Origin of the sequence: Micromonospora sp. L5 (assembly GCF_000177655.2) — a bacterium.
GTDB classification, from domain to species: domain Bacteria; phylum Actinomycetota; class Actinomycetes; order Mycobacteriales; family Micromonosporaceae; genus Micromonospora; species Micromonospora aurantiaca.
Genome location: NC_014815.1, coordinates 1,619,131 through 1,642,638, shown reverse-complemented (window position 1 = coordinate 1,642,638; position 23,508 = coordinate 1,619,131). Strand labels below are relative to the sequence as shown.

At 75.0% G+C, this 23,508-nt stretch carries 22 protein-coding genes and 1 pseudogene; 10 read left to right on the top strand and 13 right to left on the bottom strand.

Annotated features, from left to right (window positions below):
* Positions 1-52: 52 nt before the first annotated feature.
* The 3 genes from ML5_RS08040 to ML5_RS08030 form a co-directional block, all read right to left on the bottom strand.
* Positions 53-997, bottom strand: coding sequence for a serine hydrolase (locus tag ML5_RS08040; protein WP_013474349.1), 945 nt, complete (start codon positions 995-997; stop codon positions 53-55).
* Between the two features lie 76 nt (positions 998-1,073).
* Positions 1,074-3,275: an ATP-dependent DNA helicase RecG gene (gene recG / locus ML5_RS08035; protein WP_013474348.1), complete on the bottom strand. Its 2,202-nt coding sequence runs from the start codon at positions 3,273-3,275 to the stop codon at positions 1,074-1,076.
* Positions 3,272-4,885 (bottom strand): DAK2 domain-containing protein, encoded by a 1,614-nt coding sequence (locus ML5_RS08030; RefSeq protein ID WP_013474347.1) that lies wholly within the window; start codon positions 4,883-4,885, stop codon positions 3,272-3,274. The genes recG and ML5_RS08030 overlap by 4 nt, the downstream gene beginning before the upstream one ends.
* 210 nt (positions 4,886-5,095) lie before the next feature.
* On the opposite strand from ML5_RS08030, the gene rpmB reads away from it, so the two are divergent.
* Both rpmB and ML5_RS08020 read left to right on the top strand, forming a co-directional pair.
* On the top strand, positions 5,096-5,287 hold the full coding sequence (gene rpmB / locus ML5_RS08025) for a 50S ribosomal protein L28 (RefSeq protein WP_013284551.1): 192 nt from the start codon (positions 5,096-5,098) through the stop codon (positions 5,285-5,287).
* Positions 5,288-5,496: 209 nt separating this feature from the next.
* Positions 5,497-6,753, top strand: coding sequence for an ATP-grasp domain-containing protein (locus tag ML5_RS08020; protein ID WP_013474346.1), 1,257 nt, complete (start codon positions 5,497-5,499; stop codon positions 6,751-6,753).
* On the opposite strand, the gene ML5_RS08015 is transcribed toward ML5_RS08020, so the two are convergent.
* Both ML5_RS08015 and ML5_RS08010 read right to left on the bottom strand, forming a co-directional pair.
* Positions 6,750-7,217: a GNAT family N-acetyltransferase gene (locus tag ML5_RS08015; protein ID WP_013474345.1), complete on the bottom strand. Its 468-nt coding sequence runs from the start codon at positions 7,215-7,217 to the stop codon at positions 6,750-6,752. The genes ML5_RS08020 and ML5_RS08015 overlap by 4 nt on opposite strands.
* Before the next feature lie 133 nt (positions 7,218-7,350).
* Positions 7,351-8,301, bottom strand: coding sequence for a thiamine-phosphate kinase (locus tag ML5_RS08010; protein WP_013474344.1), 951 nt, complete (start codon positions 8,299-8,301; stop codon positions 7,351-7,353).
* 163 nt (positions 8,302-8,464) lie between these two features.
* Here ML5_RS08010 and ML5_RS08005 point away from each other — a divergent pair, with 163 nt between their 5' ends.
* The gene (locus ML5_RS08005) at positions 8,465-8,698 is read left to right on the top strand and encodes an Lrp/AsnC ligand binding domain-containing protein (RefSeq protein WP_013284547.1); all 234 of its coding nucleotides are present in this window, start codon (positions 8,465-8,467) and stop codon (positions 8,696-8,698) included.
* Positions 8,699-9,286 carry a DUF3515 family protein gene (locus ML5_RS08000; protein ID WP_013284546.1) on the top strand — a complete coding sequence of 196 codons (588 nt, stop codon included), beginning with the start codon at positions 8,699-8,701 and terminating at the stop codon, positions 9,284-9,286.
* A gap of 40 nt (positions 9,287-9,326) precedes the next feature.
* Here the strand turns inward: ML5_RS08000 and ML5_RS07995 are convergent, their stop codons facing one another.
* Together ML5_RS07995 and ML5_RS07990 are read right to left on the bottom strand one after the other, a co-directional pair.
* The gene (locus ML5_RS07995) at positions 9,327-10,430 is read right to left on the bottom strand and encodes a D-alanine--D-alanine ligase family protein (protein ID WP_013284545.1); all 1,104 of its coding nucleotides are present in this window, start codon (positions 10,428-10,430) and stop codon (positions 9,327-9,329) included.
* Positions 10,431-10,596: 166 nt separating this feature from the next.
* Positions 10,597-10,821 (bottom strand): hypothetical protein, encoded by a 225-nt coding sequence (locus ML5_RS07990; RefSeq protein ID WP_013284544.1) that lies wholly within the window; start codon positions 10,819-10,821, stop codon positions 10,597-10,599.
* Positions 10,822-11,055: 234 nt separating this feature from the next.
* Between ML5_RS07990 and ML5_RS07985 the strand changes: the two genes are divergently transcribed.
* The gene (locus ML5_RS07985) at positions 11,056-11,901 is read left to right on the top strand and encodes a helix-turn-helix transcriptional regulator (RefSeq protein ID WP_013474343.1); all 846 of its coding nucleotides are present in this window, start codon (positions 11,056-11,058) and stop codon (positions 11,899-11,901) included.
* A 4-nt stretch (positions 11,902-11,905) separates the two neighbouring features.
* Complete coding sequence (locus ML5_RS07980; RefSeq protein ID WP_013474342.1) at positions 11,906-12,106, top strand: DUF397 domain-containing protein; 201 nt, start codon at positions 11,906-11,908, stop codon at positions 12,104-12,106.
* A 29-nt stretch (positions 12,107-12,135) separates the two neighbouring features.
* Here ML5_RS07980 and ML5_RS07975 read toward each other — a convergent pair whose 3' ends face one another.
* The 5 genes from ML5_RS07975 to ML5_RS07955 all read right to left on the bottom strand — a co-directional run bounded on the left by ML5_RS07975 (position 12,136) and on the right by ML5_RS07955 (position 17,095).
* Entirely contained in the window at positions 12,136-13,185 is a 1,050-nt protein-coding gene (locus ML5_RS07975) for an ROK family protein (RefSeq protein WP_013284541.1), read from the bottom strand.
* Positions 13,186-13,271: 86 nt separating this feature from the next.
* On the bottom strand, positions 13,272-14,063 hold the full coding sequence (locus ML5_RS07970; protein ID WP_013474341.1) for a putative protein N(5)-glutamine methyltransferase: 792 nt from the start codon (positions 14,061-14,063) through the stop codon (positions 13,272-13,274).
* A 172-nt stretch (positions 14,064-14,235) separates the two neighbouring features.
* Positions 14,236-15,354, bottom strand: a complete 1,119-nt coding sequence (locus ML5_RS07965) for a cystathionine gamma-lyase (protein ID WP_013474340.1) — start codon at positions 15,352-15,354, stop codon at positions 14,236-14,238.
* Positions 15,355-15,365: 11 nt separating this feature from the next.
* Complete coding sequence (locus ML5_RS07960) at positions 15,366-16,373, bottom strand: NAD(P)H-dependent glycerol-3-phosphate dehydrogenase (protein ID WP_013474339.1); 1,008 nt, start codon at positions 16,371-16,373, stop codon at positions 15,366-15,368.
* A complete protein-coding gene (locus tag ML5_RS07955) occupies positions 16,370-17,095 on the bottom strand; it encodes a 1-acyl-sn-glycerol-3-phosphate acyltransferase (RefSeq protein ID WP_013474338.1) in 726 nt (241 codons plus the stop codon). Before ML5_RS07955 ends, ML5_RS07960 begins: the two co-directional genes overlap by 4 nt.
* Positions 17,096-17,190: 95 nt before the next feature.
* On the opposite strand from ML5_RS07955, the pseudogene cofC reads away from it, so the two are divergent.
* The 4 genes and pseudogenes from cofC to ML5_RS07940 form a co-directional block, all read left to right on the top strand.
* Positions 17,191-17,814, top strand: a pseudogene (cofC, locus tag ML5_RS32740) (2-phospho-L-lactate guanylyltransferase); the annotation flags it as partial.
* Between the two features lie 24 nt (positions 17,815-17,838).
* Entirely contained in the window at positions 17,839-18,036 is a 198-nt protein-coding gene (locus tag ML5_RS32735; protein ID WP_043330566.1) for a cold-shock protein, read from the top strand.
* Between the two features lie 54 nt (positions 18,037-18,090).
* On the top strand, positions 18,091-20,397 hold the full coding sequence (locus tag ML5_RS07945) for an RNA degradosome polyphosphate kinase (protein WP_369752111.1): 2,307 nt from the start codon (positions 18,091-18,093) through the stop codon (positions 20,395-20,397).
* 7 nt (positions 20,398-20,404) lie between these two features.
* The gene (locus ML5_RS07940) at positions 20,405-21,322 is read left to right on the top strand and encodes an NUDIX hydrolase (protein WP_013474335.1); all 918 of its coding nucleotides are present in this window, start codon (positions 20,405-20,407) and stop codon (positions 21,320-21,322) included.
* Between the two features lie 28 nt (positions 21,323-21,350).
* Here ML5_RS07940 and ML5_RS07935 read toward each other — a convergent pair whose 3' ends face one another.
* A complete protein-coding gene (locus tag ML5_RS07935; RefSeq protein WP_013474334.1) occupies positions 21,351-23,378 on the bottom strand; it encodes an endonuclease/exonuclease/phosphatase family protein in 2,028 nt (675 codons plus the stop codon).
* Between the last annotated feature and the right edge of the window lie 130 nt (positions 23,379-23,508).

The window sequence follows — 23,508 nt, the reverse complement described above, 5'->3', positions numbered from 1 at the left end:
ACGCCCGGCCCGGTGACGCGTCGGCCACCCGCCCGGCCGGACCTCGCGTGGATCACCGCGCGTCGGGGGTGTCGAGCGCCGACGTGATCGTTCGCGGATCGACCTCGGCCCGGTTCGTCAGCAGGACGAGCCGCTGGTCGGATTCGGGCAGCCAGGCGGCGAACGCCTTGTAGCCGCCGTTGTCCCCCGAGTGGTGCAGCGCCCGACGGCCGGCCAGCGGGCCGACGAAGAAGCCGTAGCCGTACGCCTCCCCGGACCGTCCGGTGGCCGCGTGCGGTGCGGTCATCGCCGCCACCGGGTCCGGGGCGAGCAGCCGGCCCCGGCGCGGTACGTCCAGCCAGGTGAGCAGGTCCGCGCCGGTGCACCAGACGTCACCCGCGCCCATGCTGACGGTCGCCAGGTCCCACGACGGCACCGGACGGCCGCCCACGTGTCCGACCGCCACGTCCGGCCGTCCGTCGCCCGCGCCGGCGAAGCTACCGGTCATGCCCAGCGGCGCGAAGACCTCGTCGGCGAGGAACTCGGCGTACGGCCGGTCGGCCACGCGCTCGACGGTCCGGGCCAGCAGCACGTAGCCGGGGCTGCTGTAGTGCCACCCCGCGCCGGGCCGGAACAGCGGCGGCAGCGCCGCGAACCGGTCGAGCAGCTCGTCCGGCTCGGCCGGCCCGTGCAGGTCGATCGCCGGGTAGTCCTCCCAGTGGCCCAGGCCGGAGGTGTGGGTGAGCAGGTGGTGCAGCGTGATGCCGGACCACTCCGGCGGCGGCGTGCCGGGCAGCCGGCGTACCACCGGATCGGACAGGCTCAGCGCCCCCCGCTCGGCGAGCAGCAGCACCGCCACTGCGGCCATCTGCTTGCTGATCGACGCGATCTGGAACCGCGTCGCCGCCGTGCACAGCCGGCCGGACGCCTCGTCGGCGACTCCGGCGACCCGGTCCACAGCGAGTTCGTCGCCCCGGGTCAGAAGCAGCACGCCGTGTTCGAGTGATGGTGTCGACATCTGCGCGAGCCTAGGCACGCGACGCCCGTGCCGCAGTCCCGCGAGGCCGCACCGGGGCGCCGTGCGAGCCCGCGCGTCAGCCCTTCTCCAGGTATTCGGCCCGCTCCTCGTCGACGAGCGCGGCGACCGACGCGGCCAGCGCCGGATGCCGGGAAAGATCCGGGTCGTCCTCGACCAGTTCGATCGCCTCGGCCCGCGCGTCGCGGATCAGCTCGGTGTCGCGCAGCAGCGACAGCAGCCGCAGGTGCGAACGCCGGCCGGACTGGGTCGCGCCCAGCACGTCGCCCTCCCGGCGCTGCTCCAGATCGAGTTCGGCGAGCTTGAAGCCGTCGGTGGTGGAGGCGACCGCGTCGAGCCGCTCCCGCGCGGACGAACCCTCGGCCGCCTCGGTGACCAGCAGGCAGAGACCGGCGGCCGAGCCCCGGCCCACCCGGCCGCGCAACTGGTGCAGCTGGGAGACGCCGAACCGGTCGGCGTCCAGCACGATCATCACCGTCGCGTTCGGCACGTTCACGCCGACCTCGACCACTGTGGTCGCGACCAGCACGTCCAGCTCGCCGTCGGCGTACGCGCGCATCACCGCGTCCTTCTCGTCCGCAGGCAGCCGCCCGTGCAGCACCCCGATCCGCAGCCCGTGCAGCGGCCCCTCGGCCAGCAGCGGGGCCACCTCGGTCACCGCCAGCGGCGGGCGGCGGCCGTTGTCGTCCTCCCGCGGCGGCTCCTCGTCCGACACCGGCCCCTCACCGATACGCGGGCACACCACGTACGCCTGGTGGCCCTTCGTGACCTCCTCGCGCAGCCGGCGCCAGGCCCGGTCGAGGAACGCCGGTTTCTCGGCGGCCGGGACCACGTGCGAGGCGATCGGCGAGCGGCCCTGCGGAAGCTGGGACAGCGTGGAGGTCTCCAGGTCGCCGTAGACGGTCATGGCCACGGTGCGCGGGATCGGGGTGGCGGTCATCACCAGCACGTGCGGCGGCTGCTCGGCCTTGGCGCGCAGCGCGTCGCGCTGCTCCACGCCGAAGCGGTGCTGCTCGTCCACCACCACCAGGCCGAGGTCGTGGAAGTCGACGCCCTCGTAGAGCAGGGCGTGCGTGCCGAGCACGATGCCGGCGCGTCCCTCGGCCACCTCGGCCAGCGCCCGGCGCCGGGCCGCCGCGCCGAGCGAGCCGGTGACCAGCTCCACCCGCGTGGCGTCGTCGGCGGCGCCCAGCTCACCGGCCCGGCCGAGCGGGCCGAGCAGGTCGAGGATGCCCCTGTGGTGCTGGGCGGCGAGCACCTCGGTCGGGGCCAGCAGCGCGGCCTGCCCACCGGCGTCGACCACCTGGAGCATGGCGCGCAGCGCCACCACCGTCTTGCCGGAGCCCACCTCGCCCTGGAGCAGCCGGTGCATCGGGTGCGGCCGGGCCAGGTCGGCGGCGATCTCCCGCCCGACGACCTGCTGGCCGGAGGTCAGCTCGTACGGCAGCCGGGCGTCGAACGCGTCGAGCAGGCCGCCCGCCTTCGCCGGCCGGGCCCGCCCCGGGGACGCCGCCGCCCGCTGCTTGCGCTGCACCAACGTGAGCTGCACGGCGAACGCCTCGTCCCACTTCAGCCGGCGGCGGGCCCGGTAGAGCGCCTCCTTGCTGGTCGGACGGTGGATCTCGCGCAGCGCGGTGCCGATGTCGGCCAGGTTGCGGGTGGCCCGCACGGTGGCCGGCAGCGGGTCCTCCGGCGGGGTGAACGTGTCGAGCACGACGCGGACGCAGCGGGCGATCACCCAGGTCGGGACCGCCGCCGCGGCCGGGTAGACCGGGATCAGCGCCCCGGCGAACTCCTCGACCTCCTCGTTTGCCGCCGCCTCGCCCTCGCCGCCCTCGCCGAGCAGGACGTACTCCGGGCCGTTGAGCTGCCGCTTGCCCCGGAACTCGGTCACCTTGCCGGCGAACAGCCCCCACCGGCCGGGCCGCAGCTCCCGCTCCCGCCACGCCTGGTTGCCGAAGAACGTGCAGGTGAGCACGCCGCCGGAGCCGTCGCCGACGGTGACCTCCAGCAGGTTGCCGCGCCGCTGGCGCATCGGGCGCACCGCTGTGCGCTGCACCTGGGCGAGCACCGTGACCTGCTCCCCCACGTCGAGCGAGCGGATGTCGGTGTGCTCGCCGCGCTCGTCGTACCGGCGCGGGAAGTGGTAGATCAGGTCGCCCGCGGTGTGCAGGTCGAGATGCCCGGCCAGCGCCTTCGCGGTGCGCTCGCCGACCAGCTTCTTCAGCGGCGTGTCCACAGTGGCCGCTTCACCAGTCATTCGACCCCCACCAGGAGCGGATAGTGCGGCTGCCCGCCCTCGTACGCCTGCACCTCGACGAACGGCCAGGCCCCCTCGACGTGCGCGCGGACCCGGTCGGCCAGCCCGGCCGGCGCGTCGGCGCCGCAGAGCAGCGTGACCAGCTCGCCGCCACCGCCGAGCATCCGGTCCACCACTGCGGTGCAGGTGTCGACCAGATCCTGCCCGATCAGGTGCACCTCGCCCTCGACCAGGGCCAGCACGTCACCCGGGCGGGCCGGGCCGGCGACGGTGAGCGCCTCCCGGGCGGCGTGGCAGACCTCGGCGTACCGGCAGGCGCCGGCCGCCTCGGCCATCGCGATCACGTCGTCCTCGAACCGCCGCTTCGGATCACGTACGGCGAGCGCCGCGAGCGCCTGCACCGGCGAGCGGGTCGGCACCACGCTCACCTTGATGCCGAGGCCGTGCGCCTCCTTGGCCGCCGCGCTCGCCACCGACTGGGTGTTCGGGTCGTTCGGCAGCACCACCACCCGGGCGGCGCCGGTGGCCCGGATCGCGTCGAGCAGCTCACCGGTGGACGGGTTGGCGGGCACCACCACGGCGCCCTCGGCGGCGAACAGCTCCGCGATGCCCGCGCCGGTGGCCACCACCACGGCGGCCCGCCCGTCGGGCAGCGCCACCTGCGGCCCCGGTGCCGGGGCGGTCTGGTCGGCGAAGCGGGTCACGCCGATCCGGTGCGGGCGGCCGGCGACCACGCCCGCCTCGACCGCCGCCCCGATGTCGTTGACGTGCACGTGCACGTTCCAGGTACCGGCGCCGTCGCCGACAATCGCCACGGAGTCGCCGAGCGCGTCCAGCTCGGCGCGCAGCCGGTTCACCGCCTCGTCGGTCGCGTCGAGCAGGTACTGCACCTCGTAGGCGTACGCGTCGGAGCCGCTCTCCCGCACGGCAGTGACCGGCGCGCGGCGGGCGGGCGGCGCGGACGCCGGCTGCCCCGGGCTCTCCCCCGTGATCACCTCGACGAGCGCGTCCAGCAGCAGGCACAGGCCGCGCCCGCCGGCGTCGACCACGCCCGCGCGGGCCAGCTCCGGCAACTGCTCGGGGGTACGCGCCAGCGCGTGCGCCGCCGCCTCGGCGGCGGCCCGGGCCACGGCGCGCAGGTCGTCGCTGTCCGCCCGGCGGGCCGCGTGGGCCGCGGCGGCGACCACGCTCAGCAGCGTGCCCTCGACCGGCCGGGCGACAGCGGCGTAGGCGGCGGTGGTGGCGTCGGCCAGCGCGTCGGCGAGCTGCCGCCCGCGCACCGCGGGCACGGCGGCGAGCGTGTCGGCGAGGCCGCGCAGGATCTGCGAGAGGATCACGCCGGAGTTGCCGCGCGCCCCGAGCAGCGCGCCCCGGGCCATCAGCCGCAGCGCGTGCCCGTGCGGGGTGTGCCCGTCGTCGGGAAGGGTGCCGAGATCCATGGCCAGGGCCTGCTGGGCCGAGGTGAACGTGAGCACCAGGTTGGTGCCGGTGTCGCCGTCGGGGACCGGGTAGACGTTCAGGTCGTCGATCTCGCCCTGGTGGGCCCGGAGGGCGGTCAGCCCGCTCGCGCACCAGCGGCGTACCGCTGCGGCGTCGAGGGTCTCCAGCACGTCGGGAAGCCTACTGGCGCACACCGACACGCGCCGGGGTCGTCCGCCGCGTGTCCGCCCCGGCCGACGGCCCGGCCCGGACGCCGGTACGCTGGGTGGGCTCGCGAAAGGGCCGGTTGGGCGTACCGACTGTCATCGGGTAACCTGACCAGGTTGCCCGGGCAGCGCCTGGCGGCGACCTCATGAACGTTTCAATCCCAGGAGTATCCCGTGGCTAGCGTGTGCGACGTCTGTGGCAAGGGGCCGGGCTTCGGCCACAACGTGTCCCACTCGCACCGGCGGACCAACCGCCGCTGGAACCCGAACATCCAGTCGGTGCGTACCCCGGCCGGTGGTGGCACCACCAAGAAGTTGCAGGTCTGCACCTCGTGCATCAAGGCCGGCAAGGTCACCCGCGCCTGACGCGGTAGCGCCACCGGAACATCGTCGGTCGCCGGCGGATCCCTTCGGGGTCCGCCGGCTTCTGTCGTGTCCCGGCGATCCGTCGCCCGGTATCCACCGACCGCCCCCGCACCCCTGACCGACCGTACGGCGACCCGCTGGTACGAGCCGGTTAGGGTGCTGCTGCGCCGGCCGTCCGGTTCCGGCGCGAGCCGTGGGGAGGATGACCGGTGGACCTCGATCTGGGCCGCGAGCAACTGGTGGTGGTGGGCGCGTCGTTCGGCTCGCTGAGCTGGTTCGACCAGGAACTGCCGCCCGGCAGCGTGGTGCTGGTCGAGGAGCCGGACGTGATCGCCCGCCGCGACCTGGCCCGGTTCGCCGAGCGGCTGCCGATGATCGGGCGCCTCGTCGCGGCCGAGTACCAGACCGGCTTCGACCCCGACGACCTGCTCGCCCGCGAGCCCGGCCTCGCCGACGCCCGGCTGGTCCTGCCCGGCCTGGAGTACGCGGTCGGCGCCGCCGCCCGGCTCGCCGAGCGGCTCGGCCTGCCGGGCGCCGGAGTGGAGGCCGCGGACGTCTTCTCCGACAAGCACCGGATGCGGCTGCTCGCCGACCGGATCGGGCTCGCGAACCCGGCGTACGAGCTGGTCGACGACCCGGCGCGGGCGGTGGAGTTCGCGCAGGCGCACGGCGGCCGGTGCGTGCTCAAGCCCACCCGCCGCTCGGGCAGCCTGGGCGTGCAGCTGATCACCGACCCGGCCGAGGTGCCGGCCCGCTGGGCGGCCAGCGCCGCCCCGCCCGACCCGGCCGAGGCCACCGAGCGCGGCCTGCCCACCGGTGTGCTGGTCGAGGAGCTGCTCGTCGGCTCCGAGCACAGCGTGGAGCTGCTCGTGGCCGAGGGCGACGTGGTCTTCGCCAACGTCACCGACAAGCGGATCGCCGGTGGGCGCTACCCGGTCGAGACCGGCCACACCGTGCCGTCCGCGCTGCCCGCCGACGCGCACGACGCGCTGTGCGCCGCAGCGGTACGTCTCGCCGAGGCGGCCGGCTTCCGCAGCGGCATGCTGCACAGCGAGTGGATCCTCGCCGACGGCGTGCCGACGCTCGTGGAGTGTGCGGCCCGGATGCCCGGCGACATGATCACCGCGCTCATCTCGATCGCCTACGAGCGGGACGTCATCGAGGCGTACCTGCGGATCCTGCGCGGCGAACGGCCGGCGCTGCCGGCGCGGGCGACCGGCGCGGCGGCGATCGAGTTCCTGATCGCGCCGCCCGGCCGGGTCACCGCCGTGGACGGCAGGCGCAACGCGCTGCGCGTGCCGGGCGTGCTCGACGTGCAGGTGGAGACGAAGGTCGGTCAGACAGTGCCGGAGCTGCTCTCCTCGGCGCACCGCAGCGGGCACCTGATGGCCTGGGGCGCCACCCCGGACGAGGCCGCGAACGCCGCCCGCCGCGCCGCGAGCGAGATCCGCATCTCGGTCGGCTAGAGCGTGCGGCCGTACGACAGGCAGCCCGGGGCGTCCTTGTAGAAGCCGAAGTTCGGGATCCGCTCGTAGCCGGCCGAGGTGTACATGGCGATCGCCTCGGGCTGCTTGTCGCCGCACTCCAGCACGATCCGCTTGCGGCCGTGGTCGCGGGCGGACCGCTCGACCGCGCCGAGCACCGCGCGGGCCACGCCCCGGCCCCGGGCCGCCGGGTCGGTGTACATCCGCTTCAGCTCGGCCGTGTCGCCGTCCTCGCCGTGGCTGCGCCATCCGCCGCAGCCCACCGGCCGCCCGTCCAGGTAGGCGACGAGGAACGCGCCGTCCGGCGGGGTGAACTCGGCCGCGTCGACAGGGGTCTCGTCGCCGCTGCCGCCGTACCGGGCGCCGAGGTCGGCCAGCGCCGCCCGGATCAGCGCCTGCGACTCGGGCGCGTCGAAGCGCCGCTCCCGGATCTCGATCTCGCTCACCGTGCCAGGTTACGACCGCCGCCGGCCCCGGCCCGGCCCGGCGGCCCGGGGTCGGACGCAGATCACTCCGGGCCCGCTGGTCTCCCCGTCCGGCGACTGTGCCGGCTATTCCGCCGTCCGGCGGCTGCACCGGTTATTCCACCGTCCGGCGGAAGTGGTCCCAGCCGCGCGGGCCGCTGTAGGCGGCACCGTCGACGGTGACCCCGGTGCCGGCCGCCACCCGCCCGACCGGCCGCCAGCCCTCGGGCAGCGCGGCGTCCGCCGGGAACGTCGCCGCCAGCGCGTGGTCCTCGCCGCCGGCCAGGATCCAGGTGTACGGGTCGACGCCGAGCGCCTGCGCCGCGTCCCGCATCTGCCGGGGCACCTCGAACGCGTCGCGGCTCACGTCGATCGCCACGCCGCTGGCGGTCGCCACGTGCCCGAGGTCGGCCAGCAGCCCGTCCGACACGTCGATCATGGCGGTGGCCCCGGCCGCGGCGGCAGCGGGTCCGGCGGCGTACGGCACCTCGGGGCGGCGGAACGCCTCGACCAGCAGCCGGGGGGTGCGGAAACCCCGGGACAGCACGGTGTAGCCGGCCGCCGACCAGCCGGTGCGCCCGGCCAGCGCCACCACGTCGCCGGGGCGGGCGCCGGAGCGCACCACCGGGTCGCGGCCGGCCAGGTCGCCGAGCGCCGTCACCGCGACGGTGAGCGTCGGGCTGCCGGACATGTCCCCGCCGACCACGCTCGCGCCGACCAGCGCCGCCTCCGCGCCGAGCCCGTCGGCCAGCTCCTCGGCCCAGGCCGGGTCCAGTTCGGCCGGCATGCAGAGCGCGACCAGCAGTGCGGTCGGGGTGGCGCCCATGGCGGCGATGTCGGCGAGGTTGGCCGCCGCCGCCCGGTGTCCCACGTCCCGCGCCGACGACCAGTCGCGGCGGAAGTGCCGCCCCTCCACCAGCACGTCGGTCGAGGCGACCACCCGCCGGTCCGGTGCGGCCACCACCGCACCGTCGTCGCCGGGGCCGAGCAGGCAGTTCCGTCCCTGCGCCAGCCGGGCGGTCACCCGGTCGATCAGGCCGAACTCGCCGACATCAGTGACCGTCATTCCGTCCCCTCGCTCCGCTGCGTCGTTCCGCACGTCCCACCCCTGTCCGTACCGGCGTGTGCTCGCTCACCGCGTCCGACCGGCAACCGATAGGGATCACGGCCGCTCAGTACGGTAGTTTCACCCTTCGGGTCGCCCGGAGGCGACGGACGGAGGTCGAGTCGTGGTACAGGCGTACATCCTCATCCAGACCGAGGTCGGCCGGGCGCGTGACGTGGCCGGTCTGATCGCGGACCTGGCCGGCGTGGTACGGGTCGACGCCGTCACCGGGCCGTACGACGTGGTCGTGCTCACCGAGGCGAACACCGTCGACGAGCTCGGCAAACTCATCGTCAGCAAGGTGCAGATGGTGCCCGGCATCACCCGCACCCTCACGTGTTCGGTGGTGCGGCTGTAAGTGGACGAGAAGGACACCTCCCCCCGCCGGGACGGCGCCACCCGCCGTGCCGCGCTCTGGGCGACGCTCGTCGCGGTGCCGGTGACCGTGGCGGTCGCCGGGTTCACGTTCGCCAAGCTGGCCCCGGAGTCGCCGGACGCCGGGCCGAGCGCGTCGGCGAGCCCTCGGGCCCAGTCGAGCGCGCCGGTCGAGATGCCCGCCCCGGCGCTGGCCGAGCGCCCGACCGTCCTGTGCCGGGCCCTGATGTCGCAGCTCCCGGACAGCGTGCGTGACCTGACGCAGCGCCCGGTCACCGCGGGCCCGGAGCAGAACGCCGCGTACGGCGACCCGGCGCTGACGGTGGCCTGCGGCGGCAGCCCGGCGCAGTTCCCGCCCACCGACGAGGTGTGGAAGGTCAACCAGGTCTGCTGGCACGCGGCGCAGGAGGCCGACGCCACTGTGCTGACCACGGTCGACCGGGAGACCCCGATCCGGGTGCGGGTGCCGAAGTCGTACGAGCCGCCGTTGCAGTGGGTGACCTCGATCTCCGACACGATCGTCAGCTCGGTCCCCTCGGCGAAGCAGGCCCCCTCGGGCTGCTCCGCCTGACGCCCGGCCGGCCCAGCGGCCGGCGGGGCGCTACGGGCGGTCAGCGGCCGGCGCGGCGGTGCAGGGCGGTACGGATCAGCCGGTTGACCAGCTTCGGGTACTCCAGCCCGCTGGCCGACCACATCCGCGGGAACATCGACGTCGGGGTGAAGCCCGGCATCGTGTTGATCTCGTTGAGGTAGACGTCCATCTGCGGGGTCACGAAGAAGTCGACCCGGGCCAGCCCGGAGCAGTCGAGCGCGGTGAAGGCCCGGGTGGCGTAGTCGCGCACCTGCCGGGCCACCGGCTCGGGCAGGTCGGCGGGTACGTCGTACTCGCAGACCTCGTCGGCGAAGATGTACTTGGCCTCGAAGTCGTACCAGTCGCGGTCGCCGATCATCCGCACCTCGGCCAGCACGGAGGCCTCCGGCGCGCCGCCGGCCTCGCCCTCCAGCACGCCGCACTCGATCTCGCGGCCGACCACGGCGCCTTCGACGAGCACCTTGCTGTCGATCTCGCGGGCGGTGACGAGCGCGGCGTCCAGGTCCGCCCAGTCGTCGACCTTGGTGATGCCGAACGAGGAGCCGGCCCGGGACGGCTTGACGAAGACGGGCAGCCCGAGGCGCTCCTTGTCCTCGTCGCTCAGCGACATCCCGGCGCGCAGCACCGCGTACGGGCCGACCGGGATGCCCTCGGCGGCGCAGAGCTTCTTGGTGAACTCCTTGTCCATGGCCGCGGCGGAGGCGAAGACGTTCGCGCCGACGTAGGGGATGTCGGCCATCTCCAGCATGCCCTGGATCGTGCCGTCCTCCCCGTACGCGCCGTGCAGCACCGGGAAGACCACGTCCACGTCGGCCAGCGCGACCGGCCCCTGGGCCGGGTCGAGCACCATCAGGCCACCGACGGCGGGATCGGCGCGCAGCACCAGCTCGGCGCCGGAGCCGGCGGTGATCTCGGGCAGCTTGCGGTCGGCGATGGCGAGCCCGCTCGGGTCGCCGCTGGCGAGCACCCACTGGCCCTGCCGGGTGATGCCGACCGGGACCACCTCGAACTCGTCCGGGTCGAGCGCGGCCAGCACGCTGCCGGCGCTGACGCAGGAGATGCCGTGCTCGGGGCTGCGGCCGCCGAAGACGATCGCCACACGGGTCTTGCCTGGGGTGGTCATGGTCACCTCATCGTTCGCGACTGCGGCTGGCCGTGCTCGCCGGTGGCGCTCACCCGACTGACCTTACTGTGCGTTGCCGCAAGCGGTGGTCGTTACCCGGGGAGACGCGGAGTCGCGTGGCAAACGGTCAAGGAGACCTATACAGGGAGTAACGGAACGGTGCGCGTCAGAAGGCCGGGTGCCGGGGCCGGCGGCCCACCGCGATGACCTTCACCCGCTGCCGGCCGGCCCGCACCATGCCCAGCGCCATGAACGCGCCGGCGATCCGGTCGGCCGCCTCGCGGCTGCTCGCGCCGACCACCTGACGGCGGCGTTCCGGGCTGGTCCGTTCGTCACGGCGGGCACCGTCCGGTGGACGCACGTCGGTCAGGACCACGAGGAACCTGGTCACCGCGGAACCCCTCCCGTCTCGTGGACCGGCAGGGGCACGCGGCGGTCGGATCGTGGGGGAGTGAAAAATCCGACCACCGCGCGCCCCATCCCCTCCGGTCGCTCACCGCCACCGTCGCCACGACAACCGGCGGTGAGGACGCCGTCACACATTGACAGGTTCACCGGCGTGAATGCAACTCTCATCGACTTTCTCTCATGCCCACGTTCCCACGGGATGTGCGACTATCGATGCATGGCGCCGAAGACCGCCCGGGCCCGACGGCTCGGCATCGCCCTGCGGACCCACCGGGAGGCCGCCGGCCTCACCCTGGAGGCCGCGGCCGACGAGATCAACAGCACCCGGAGCACGCTGTCCCGTTACGAGAACGCGCAGACGCTCGTCAGTCCCGCCACCGTGCGCGCGCTGCTCACCAGCTACGGCGTGGGCCCGGCCGACATCGCCGCGGCGGTGCAGCTGGCGAAGGACGCCCGCAAGCCGGGCTGGTGGGTGTCCTATTCGTACCTGCTGGACCAGCGCACCATCGACTTCATCGCGCTGGAGGCCGAGGCCACCGGCATCGCGAACTTCGAACCGTCGGTGGTGCCCGGTCTGCTCCAGACCGCCGACTACATCCGCGGGGTGATGCGCGGCGGGCCGCACACGCTCACCGACGAGCAGGTGGAGCAGCGGGTCCAGCTACGGCTGGACCGCCAGCAGCGGCTCTCCGGCGCCGAGCCGCCGATCCTCGACGCCATCATCGACGAGGGCGCGCTGCTGCGCCCGGTCGGTGACCGCTCGGTCATGTCCGGCCAGCTCCAGCACCTGCTGAAGATGGCCGAGCTGCCGAACGTCACGGTGCAGGTGATCCCGCTGGCCGCCGGCTACCACAGGGGCACCCGGGGATCGCTGCACATCCTGGAGTTCGCCGACCCGGAGGACCCGATCATCGCCTCGGTGGAGACAGTCGCCGGGCAGATGGTCCTCGACCGGCCGGGTGACCTGCGAACCTGCGCCAAGATCATGGAGCACCTGCGGACCGTGGCGCTGAGCCCGGCGGCCAGTCGGGACCAGCTCCTCCGCCTGCTGAACGAGAGGTGACCAGATGAACGGCACGAACCGCACGACCCCCACACCGGCCCGCTGGCGCAAGAGCAGCCACAGCGGCGACGAGGGCGCGTGCGTGGAGATGGCGCCGCTGACCGGCGCGGTGGCGGTCCGCGACTCGAAGGACCCGTCCGGCCCGGTGCTGGTGTTCCCGCCGCACGCCTGGGCCGCGTTCACCGCGGCACCGCCGCACGCCTGACCGGCTGAGCGGCCCGTCAGGCGGCGGCGTCAGCCGAGTGGGGCGGCGGCGGTGACGATGCCGCGCACCGCCTCCAGCGCCGCGATGGCCACCCCGCGCGCGCCGGCCATGTCCCGGTCCGGCACCAGCGCGAAGGTGGCCACCGCCCGCTGCTCCTCCCGGAGCACCGTGTGCTCGGCGACCGCGGCGAGGAACCAGTCCCGGAACTCCGGCGCCGCCTCCACCACACCCCCGCCGACGAAGTAGGCGTGCGGGTCGGTGAAGTTCGCCGCGATGGTGAACAGCCGGCCCAGCGCCTTGGCCTGCTGGGTGAACACCAGGCGGGCCAGCGGGTCGCCGCGTTCGCCGTAGCCGCGCAGCAGCTTCGCCGCCCGGTCCGGCTCCTCCGCCGCGAGCGGATGCTCCGGGTGCCGGGCCAGCCAGTACGGCAGCAGGTTGCGCCGGATCGCGGTGAGCGAGGCGACGCTCTCCGCGTCCCCGGTGAAGCCGCAGGCGCAGACCGGCGCCGCCTGGTCCGGCTCCACCAGTCCGTCCAGCGGGATGTGCACGTGCCCGAACTCGCCGGCCATGCCGGCCGCGCCGCCGACCACCCGGCCGGACTCCACCACGCCGCCGCCGAGCCCGGTGCCGACGATCGCGGACACCGACGACCGGGCCATCGCCTCGGTGCCGAAGTGCACGTGGTGGGCGTAGAGGGCGGCGGCGTTGCCGTCGTTGGCGTACACCACGGGCAGGCCCAGCCGCCGTTCCAGGGCGGTGCGCACGTCGAAGCCCCGCCAGGCGGGCTGGGAGAAGTTCGTCGAGCCGCGGGACGAGATCACGCCGGTGGCGCTGGCCGGGCCGGGCGTGTCCAGCCCGACGGCGCGGACCAGGTCACGCGGTACGCCGGTGTGCGCCAGCACGCCGTCGAACGCCCGCGCGAGCGCCTCCACGGCCGCCTCCGGCCCGGCGCCGACCTCGCTCGGGATCTCCAGCAGCCCGTCCACCAGGAACCGGCCGTCGACGGTCAGCACTGTGGCGTTGTCGCTCGTGCCCCCGTTGTCCAGCCCCACCACCACCGGCACACCTGCGCTGCCCACCGCCACCGCCTCCCGCCGCGCCTGACCCGAGGCTAGTTCCCGCCCGGCCCACCCGCCACGTCACCGCGAGTACTCCCCCGCCGCGGTCAGCCGGGGCGGCGGGCGGTGACCGCTGTGGCCTCCCGCTCCTCGTCGCGGACCACCGTCGGCTCCAGCCCGACGGCGGTGAACGCGGCGCACAGCTCCGGGGCCTGCGCGACGCTCGACTCGACCACGACGTGCCCGCCCGGGGCGAGCCACTCGGCCGCGCCGGAGGCGACCCGGCGCAGCACGGCCAGACCGTCCGTGCCGCCGTCCAGTGCGACCGGCGCCTCGTACAGGCGCGCCTCGGCCGGCAGCGAGGCCACCGCGGCGGTCGGCACGTACGGCGCGTTGGCCACCACCAGGTCCAGCGTTCCGCGGCGGCCGGCCGGCAGCGCGTCGAACAGGTCGCCCTGGTAGACCGGAACGCCGAGCGGTTCGAGGTTGCGCCGCGCGCAGGCCACCGCCACCGGGTCGATGTCGGCGGCGGCCAGCCAGCCGGGCGTCAGCCGATCGTGCAGCACCACGGCGGCGGCGCCGGAGCCGCAGCACAGGTCGAGCACCACCGGTGCCGGCCCGGCCAGCGCCGCCGCCGCGTCGACCAGCAGGGCGGTACGACCGCGCGGCACGAAGACGCCCGGGTGGACAGCGATCCGCCTCCCGCAGAACTCGGCCCAGCCGAGCAGGTGTTCCAGCGGCAGGCCGGCGACGCGACGGTCGACGAGCCGGGTCAGCGACTGCGCGGAGTCGGCGGCGGCGATCAGCAGTTCCGCCTCGTCCTCGGCGAAGACGCAACCGGCGGCGCGCAGCCGCCGGACGAGGGCCTGACGGTCGGGGGTGAACACGGTGGATGCCATGGCAAGCCTTTCGGGAAGCGCTCGTCGGCGCCCCCGGCGTCGCCTCAGCCCCGAAGCGACGCGGACTCGGAGGGAGCGCCGGTCCTCTGCTGGTGGATCGGACTCACCTCCTCGGGTCGGGGCCGCACGGGCCGTGGCTGCCCGTCACCTTAGCCCAGTGGCCGTCACGCCGTCAGCCCGCCGCGTCGAGCGCCGCCGTCACGTCGGCGAGCAGGTCGTCGGTGTCCTCGATGCCGCAGGAGAACCGCACGAAGCCCGGCGTCGTGTCATCGCCCCACTGAGCGCGCCGGTCGGCCGTGGTGTGCAGCCCGCCGAACGAGGTGGCGGCGGCCACCAGCCGGGAGGCGCCGAGGAACCGGGCCACCCGGCGCTCGTCGCCCAGGTCGAACGAGAGCACGCCCGGTACGCGCCGCATCTGGACCGACGCGACCGGGTACGCCGGGTCGTCCGGCCGGCCGGGCCAGCGCACACCGGTGACGTCCGGGCGTGCCGCGAGCAGGTCGGCCAGCGCCCGCGCGTTCGCGGTCTGCCGGGCCAGCCGCAGGTCGAGCGTGGCCAGCGAGCGGTGAGCGAGCCAGCAGTCGAACGCGCCCGGCACCCCGCCGGTGGCGTTGCGCCAGGCGGTCGCCGCGTCGCGCAGCCCGGCGTCCCGGGTGGCCAGGTAGCCCAGCAGCAGGTCCGAGTGGCCGGTCAGCGCCTTGGTGCCCGAGGCGACCACCACGTTCGCGCCGAGGTCCAGCGGGCGCTGCCCGAGCGGCGTGGCGGTGGTGTTGTCCACCGCCACCAGCGCACCGGCGGCGCGTGCGGCGGCGGCCACCGCCGGAACGTCGGCGACGTCCAGGCCGGGGTTCGCCGGGGTCTCCAGCAGCACCAGCCGTACACCGTCGAACGACGGGTACGGCCCGGCCGTCGGCACGAGCACCACACGTACGCCGAGCTGTTCCAGCGTGTCCGAGGCGAACGAGCGCACCGAGAAGTAGCCGTCGGCGGGCAGCAGCACCGTGTCGCCGGGGCGCAGCACTGTCAGCAGCAGCCCGGTGATGGCGGCCTGGCCGCTGGCGAAGACCCGGCAGTCGCCGCCCTCCAGCTCGCCGATCGCCGTCTCCAGCAGCCGCCGGGTGGGGTTGTCGGGCCGTCCGTACCCGTCCACCGCCGCCGACGGGCCGCGCTCCGGGTCCAGGTGGTACGGCGCGGCGAAGACCGGGCCGGGCAGGAACGGCTGGCCGGGTGCCGCGTCCGGCAGGCCGGCGTGCACGCTGCGCGTGCCGTCACCCCAGTGCTCGTCGGTCATCCCGGCTCCGCTCACTCGTACGACTCGGGCTTGGCGGTACGGCTCATCAGCGCGTCCACCGCCAGGCGCGGATCCATCCCCTCGTGGCAGATCCGCTCGATCTGCTCGGTGATCGGCATCTCGACGCCGTGCGCCCGGGCCAGGTCGCGGATGGCCAGGCAGCTCTTGACGCCCTCGGCGGTCTGCCGGGTGGCCGCCTGGGCCTGTTCCAGCGTCTCCCCCCGGCCCAGGTGCTCGCCGAAGGTGCGGTTGCGGGCCATCGGCGACGAGCAGGAGGCGACCAGGTCACCCATGCCGGCCAGCCCGGCGAACGTGATCGGGTCGGCGCCGAGCGCCACCCCCAGCCGGGCGGTCTCGGCCAGGCCGCGGGTCATCAGCATGGCCCGGGTGTTGTCGCCGAAGCCCATTGCGGTGGCGATGCCGTACGCCAGCGCGATCACGTTCTTCACCGCGCCGCCCAGCTCGCAGCCGATCACGTCGTCGTTCGTGTACGGGCGGAAGTACGGCGTCCGGATGGACGCCTGCACCAGCGCGGTACGGCGGCTCTCGGTGCCCGCGACGACAGTGGCGGCCGGCTGCTCGGCGGCGATCTCCGGGGCCAGGTTGGGCCCGGAGACGACCACCACCCGGTCGGCGGGCACCCCGGCGGTCTCCGTGATCACCTGGCTCATCCGCTTGGTGGTGCCCAGCTCGATGCCCTTCATCAGCGACACCAGCGTGGCGTCCGGCGCCAGGTACGGCGTCCAGTCGGCGAGGTTGCCGCGCAGCGTCTGCGAGGGCACCGAGAGCACCACCACCTCGGCCCCCTCGATCGCCTCGGCGGCGTCACCGGTGGCGGTCACCCGCTCGGGCAGGCGTACGCCCGGCAGGTACTCCGGGTTGTGCCGCCCGGTCCGGATCGCCTCGGCCACGGCGGCCCGGCGGGCCAGGACCGTGACGTCCCGCCCGGCGTCGGCGAGGATCTTGGCGAACGCGGTCCCCCAGGAACCGGCGCCCAGCACGGCGACGTGCCCGCTCATTCGGTGACCTCCCGGGTGCCGGTGCGGGCGGGCCGCTGCCAGAGCGGCGGTGGTGTGCCGCCGCGGATCTCCGCGACCAGATCCCGGATGCGCAGCATGATGGTGTCCGTCATCTCCTCCAGGATCGGCCGGGTCGGCGTGGCGCCGGCCCAGCGGCTCAGGTCCACCGGCGGACCGGCGATCACCGTCACCGGGGTACGCGGGCGCAGCCCGAACCGGGCCGTACGCGGGTCGAACATCCGTTCCGGGCCGACCATGGCGATCGGGACCACCGGGGCGCCGGTGGCCAGCGCCAGACGGGCCGCGCCGGTCTTGCCCTTCATCGGCCACAGGTCCGGCTCCCGGGTGGTGGTGCCCTCCGGGTAGATCACCACGGCGCCGCCCTCGGCCAGCGCGGCGACGAGCTTGTCCAGCGACTTGACCGCCTCGACGGTGCCCCGCTCGACCGGGATCTGCTGGCAGCGGTGCAGGATCCAGCCGACCACCGGTACCCGGAACACGCTGGCCTTGCCGAGGAAGCGCGGCCAGCGCCCGGCGTCGTAGATGTAGTGCGCGACCACGAGCGGGTCGGCGTGCGAGATGTGGTTCGGCACGAGGATCACGCCGCCGTCGCCGCGCAGGTGCTCCATGCCCCGCCAGGTGCGCCGGGTCCAGACCGTCATCAGCGGCTTCACCAGCACCACGGCGAGCCGTCGCCAGACCCCCAGCCTCCGCCGTGCCACAGTGCCTCCTCGATCCGCCCACGCGCCCCGGCACAGAATCATGCCTGTTCGCCCCCGCTGCGGCCAGTGCGGGTACCGCCGCCCTCGCTGGCAGGATGGTCGGCGTGTCTGAGGCCCGCTGGACCGTGGTGATGCCGGTGAAGCGCCTTCCGGCGGCGAAGAGCCGTCTGCGGGGCGCGCTGCCCGGCGTACCCCATGAGGAGCTGGCGCTCGCCCTGGCGGCCGACACGCTGCGCGCGGTCCGGGCGTGCCCGGCGGTCGCCGGGGTGCTCGTGGTCACCGACGACCCGCGGGTGAGCGCGGCGGCCGGCGCGGCGGGCGCCCGCGTCGCCGGCGACCCCGACGGCGGGCTGAACGCGGCGTTGCGGCACGGCGCGGCCGTCGCCGGGCCGTGCGCCGCCGTGGCCGGCCTGACCGCCGACCTGCCGGCGCTGCGACCGGCCGACCTGGCCGCCGCGCTGCGGGCCACCCAGGGGGTACGCGGGTTCGTGGCTGATGCCCCGGGCGGAGGCACCGTGCTGCTCGCCGCGCCGGCCGGGACGCCGCTGGCGCCGCGGTTCGGGCCCGGCTCGGCCGCGGCGCACGCGGCGAGCGGGGCGCTGCCGCTCGCCGGGGAGTGGCCCAGCCTGCGCCGGGACGTGGACACCCCGGCGGACCTGGCCGACGCCGCCGGGCTGGGCGTGGGGCCGCGCACGGCCGCGCTGCTGGCCCGGGTCGCCGCGGCGGTGGAGTACGGTGCTGGCATGCAGGGGACGGTGGCGACCTACGACGCGTCGACCCGCAGCGGTGTGCTGCTGCTCGACGACGGCACCGAGCTGGCGTTCCCGGCCCGCGCGTTCGACGCCTCCGGGCTGCGACTGCTCCGGTTGGGGCAGCGTGTCCGGATCGAGCGGGACGCCGACGGCGAGGTGGTCCGGGTGACCTTGCCGACGATGGCGTGAACAACCTGGCCCGAGTTCATTTTCCGTTCACCCTTATCGGGGAATCATGAGGTGGTGAGCACCCCTCGCGAGCAACCCGACGGCCCGCCGCCGATCCTCGACCCCGGCACGCCCCGCAACGGCCGCCCCACCCGCGGCCCGGACGGGCGGTTCCGCCAGCCCCGGCCCCCGGAGGAGCGCCTCGGCGCCGATCCGGACGCGGCCGGCGCGGCCGGGCTGGACGAACCGCTCGACCCGGTGGAGGGCCCCGGCCCGGCCGACGAGACCGCAGCGGACGCCGCGTCGCCGGCCGTGCCGCCGCTGCCGGAGGACCGCTTCCTCAACCGGGAGCTGTCCTGGCTCGACTTCAACGCCCGGGTGCTGGCGCTCGCCGAGGACCCGCGCACCCCGCTGCTGGAACGGGCCAAGTTCCTGGCCATCTTCGCCAGCAACCTGGACGAGTTCTACATGGTCCGGGTCGCCGGGCTGAAGCGGCGGCTCTCCGCCGGCCTGCCGGTACGCGGCGGTGACCGGCTGCCGCTGCGCACCCAGCTCGACCTCGTCACCTCCAAGGCGGCCGGCCTGGTCGCCCGGCACGCCGCCTGCCTGGTCGACGACGTGCTGCCGAAGCTCGCCGCCGAGGACATCCGCATACTGCGCTGGAGCGACCTGGACGACGCCGAGCGGGAGCGGCTGCGCACCTGGTTCCGGGAGCACATCTTCCCGGTGCTCACCCCGCTGGCGGTCGACCCGGCGCACCCGTTCCCGTACATCTCCGGCCGGTCGTTGAACCTGGCCGTGTCGGTACGCGACCCGGACGGCGGCTCGGAGCTGTTCGCACGGGTCAAGGTGCCGAACAACGTGCCCCGGTTCGTCCGGGTCCACCGCGACCAGCCGGGCGTGCGGTTCCTGCCGGTCGAGGACCTCATCTCGGTGCACCTCGGCCAGCTGTTCTCCGGCATGCAGGTGGTCGAGTGCCACCTGTTCCGGGTGACCCGCAACGCCGAGGTGGAGGTGGACGAGGACCGCGACGAGGACCTGCTCCAGGCGCTGGAACGGGAGCTGGCCCGGCGCCGGTTCGGCCCGCCGGTACGCCTGGAGGTCGCCGCCTCCATCTCCGACCACATGCTGGAGCTGCTGGTCCGCGAGCTGGACATGGACGGCCACGACGTGCTGCGGGTACGCGGGCTGCTCGACCTGTCCGCGCTCTGGCAGGTCTACGGCGAGGCCGACCGGCCCGACCTCAAGGACCCGTCGTTCGTGCCGGCCACCCACCCGCGCCTGGCCGAGGGTGAGGTGCCGCGCAGCGTCTTCGCCACGCTGCGCGACGGCGACGTGCTGGTGCACCACCCGTACCACTCGTTCGCGACGAGCGTGCAGCGCTTCGTCGAGCAGGCGGCAGCCGACCCGAACGTGCTCGCCATCAAGCAGACGCTCTACCGCACCAGCGGCGACTCCCCGATCGTCGACGCGCTCGTCGACGCGGCCGCCGCCGGCAAGCAGGTGGTGGTGCTGGTCGAGCTGAAGGCGCGTTTCGACGAGGTGGCGAACATCGGCTGGGCGCGCACGCTGGAACGGGCCGGCTGTCACGTGGTGTACGGCCTGGTGGGGCTCAAGACGCACTGCAAGACCGCGCTGGTGGTACGCCAGGAGGGCAACCAGATCCGCCGCTACTGCCACATCGGCACCGGCAACTACCACCCCAAGACCGCCCGGCTCTACGAGGACTTCGGCATGCTCACCGCCGACCCGGAGATCGGCGCCGACCTGACCGACCTGTTCAACGTGCTCACCGGCTACAGCCGGCAGACCGCGTACCGGCGGCTGCTGGTGGCGCCGCAGGGCATCCGCAGCGGCCTGATCGAGCGCATCGACCGGGAGATCGAACACGTCCGGCTGGGCATGCCGGGGCTCGTGCAGTTCAAGGTGAACTCCCTGGTGGACGAGGAGATCACCGACGCGCTCTACCGGGCGTCGCGGGCCGGCGTGCACGTGGACCTGCTGATCCGCGGCATGTGCACGCTGCGGCCGGGCGTGCCGGGCCTGTCGGAGAACATCCGGGTCCGCTCGATCCTCGGCCGGTTCCTGGAACACTCCCGGATCTTCCGGTTCGGCAACAACGGCGACGCCGAGTTCTGGATGGGCTCGGCCGACCTGATGCACCGCAACCTGGACCGCCGGGTGGAGGCGCTGGTGCAGGTGAGCGACCCGGTGGCCCGGGCCGAACTGGACCACGTCCTCGCCGCCGCGTTCGATCCCGACGTGGACGCGTTCGAGCTGGCCGCCGACGGCACCTGGCACCGGCGTACCGCCGACGGCGACGTGCCGCTGACCCACCTCCAGGATCTGTTGCTGCGCCGGGTCGGCGGGCGGGCGGACTGACCGGGCCGTGGCGCGTGCCGGGCGGGCATACGGTGAGCGGGTGAGCGACGACGAACCGGTGCGGATCCGGGCCGCGGGCGGCGTGGTGTGGCGCCCGGGTCCGGCCGGCGTCGAGGTCTGCCTGGTGCACCGTCCCCGGTACGGCGACTGGTCGCTGCCGAAGGGCAAGCTGGACCGCGGTGAGCACCCGCTCGTGGCAGCCGTCCGCGAGGTGGCCGAGGAGAGCGACGTACGCGCCGTGCCGCAGGTACGCCTGCCCACCGTCCGCTACCGCAGCGAGGGTCTCGCCAAGGCGGTCGACTACTGGTCCATGCGGGCGGCCGGCACCGGCGGTTTCCAGCCCGGCACCGAGGTCGACGACGTGGCCTGGTTCCCGGTCGACGACGCGGTACGCCGGGTCAGCTACCCGCACGACGCCGAGGTGATCGCCGCGTTCGCGGCGCTGCCGCCGGTCACCGCGACGGTGCTGCTGGTCCGGCACGCGCACGCCGGCAAGCGCGGCACCTGGACCGGCCCCGACCACGGCCGCCCGCTGGACGAGCAGGGGTGGGCGCAGGCACGTCTGCTGGTCCCGCTGGTGGCGCTGGTCCGCCCGGCCCGCCTGTTCTCCGCCTCGGCCCGCCGCTGCGTGCAGACGCTGGACCCGGCGGCGGCCCGGCTGGACCTGCCGATCGAGGTCTGCGGCGACTTCGACGAGCCGGTGCCGGGCCAGCAGGTCGAGGAGTGCGCGCTCGCCGCCGCGGCCCGGCTGACCGCGCTGGCGCAGGCCGTCGGGACGGTAGCGGTGTGCAGCCAGGGCAAGGTGATCCCGGGCGCGCTGGAACGGCTCACCGGCCGCGTGGACGAGGACTTCACCACCGCCAAGGGCGGCGGCTGGCTGCTGCCGTTCGCCGGTGACCGGTTGGTCCTTCCCGACCGGTTGTGAGGCCGGCCGCGGTTCTTGCGGCGGCCGCTCAGGGCAGCGTGACGGTGAGCGTCACCGGGAGGTGGTCGCTGGCCTCGGTGCGCGGCGCGCGTACCTCGCCGGCGGTCAGGCCCGGCGACACGAAGACGTGGTCGATCTGGGTGCGCGGCTCGTCGGCCGGGCTGGTCCGCAGCGGCCGGGCCGCAGCCAGCGCGTCCACCAGGCCCGCACGGGTGAACTCGGCGAACGCCGGGTCGTCCGGCTCGGTGTTCAGGTCACCGCCGAGCACCAGTGGACGGCCGTTCGCGTACCGGCCGGCGAACGCGGCCACCTCCCCCGCCTGCTCGACCGGATCCCGGCCGGGCGGCGGTTGCAGGTGCGTGGCGACCACCGCCAGTTCCCGGCCGCCGAGGTCGAGCGTGACGCCGAGTGCCTGCGCCCCGGTCGGCGCGCCGTGTGCGGTCAGCCGCCGGGTCTGCCCGGAACGCATCGGGAAACGGCTGAGCACCGCGTCGCCCCAGACCGGGTCGGCGGCGGGCGCGAAGACGTACGGCATCCCCAGCCGCCCGGCCACCAACGCCAGCGTGTCGTGGCCGCCGTTGAGCCACCAGCCCCGGTCGACCTCGCTGAGCAGCACCACGTCCGCGCCGCGCAGCTCCCGGGCCACCGCGTCCACGTCCAGCCGCCCGTCCAGGCCGAATCCCATCCGGATGTTGTACGCGGCCACCCGTACCGCCGCCGGTGTCGTGGTGGCCCGGGCCTGCGCGGGCGGCACGTGCAGCGCGGCGGCGAGCCCGGCCAGCGCGGTGAGCCCGGCCAGGGCCGCGACCCGGACCGTTGCGGGCAGCGCCGGGCCGGCTGATGCCGCACCGGACGGCGTCGGCCCGGGGCGGAGAGGTGCCGTAGCCGCCACCAGAGCCACCAGGACGGCCGTGGCGACCGGCGCCCAGCCGTTGGGGTACCCCAGGTCGTAGGCGGCGTAGTAGGCCACCGTGGCCACCGCGAACACCAGCATGCCGAGCACCGCCGCCCGCCCGCGCCGCGCCCCCGCCCGCCCGCCGTCGGCGCCTCGTTCGTCCGTGGCGGCGGCCCCGGGCTCCGCGGCGCCTCGCCCGTCGGCGGCCGCGGGCCCGTCGTCGGTCGTGTCGGTGAGGGCCAGGCAGCCGCCGAGACCGGCGGCGGTGAGCAGGTACGCCGGCACGAGCAGCCCGGTCACGAACAGCACCGACCCGGCGAGCAGCGCGAGCGGCCACAGCACCCGCGCCACGCGCGCCGGTGCCCGGAACGACGCCGCCGCGAGGAACAGCAGCACCGCGAGCGCACCCGGCAGGGCACCGTTTCCGGGGCGGACGAGGCCGGGGAAGTCGGGCGATCCGGTGCCGGCGGCGGCGCTCCAGAGCGCCGGGGCGAGCGCCACCTGCCCGGCCAGCAGCAGTGTCGGCCCGCACAGCAACCAGGCCCGGCGGCCCGGGGTCGGCACGCGCCGCCCGGCGTCGCCGTCCGCCGCATCCGTCGCCGGGGCGGCCGTCCGTGCCGCGTCGCCGCGTTCCCGGGCGCCGGCCCGCTCCCGCCGTACCGCCGCCGAGGCGACCAGGAACGCCAGCACCAGCAGGGCGCTCAGGCTCCAGGCGAGCACGCCGCCGCGCCACACCAGATCCTCGGTGCCGAGCAGGGCGTGCCCGACCGCGTTCCCGGCCAGGCCGAGCGCCAGCCCGGCGACCGGGCGGGGCACGGACGCGGCGACGGCGGCGAGCCAGACCAGGCCGGCGAACAGTCCGGCGCAGGCCAGCCAGAGCTGGGCCGGGCCGCCGGGTTGCGCGGTGAGCGCCAGCCGGGCCACCGCCAGCACACCGGCGGCGACGAGTCCGACCGGGGCGGCGCCGACGCGGCGTACGAGCGTGGGTGCGGCGAGCGCGAGCAGGAACCAGCCCAGCGCGAACGCGCCGAGCAGTTCGGCGGGCGTCTCGGCGGCCCGGCCGAACAGGGTGATGACCGACGGGAGCCAGACCCGCAGCACGTCCAGCAGGACCGCGATACCGAGGGCGAGCGTGAGGGTGGAGAGGTGACGGTGCCGCACGGGGCGCCTCTTCTCGTGACCGACGGGGGTTTTCGGCACGGCGATTCTGCGGGGCGCGACGGCGGGCGGTCAACGCGTACCCATGCGAAAGGGCGCCCACCGCGAACGGTGGGCGCCCTTTCGTGGGCCG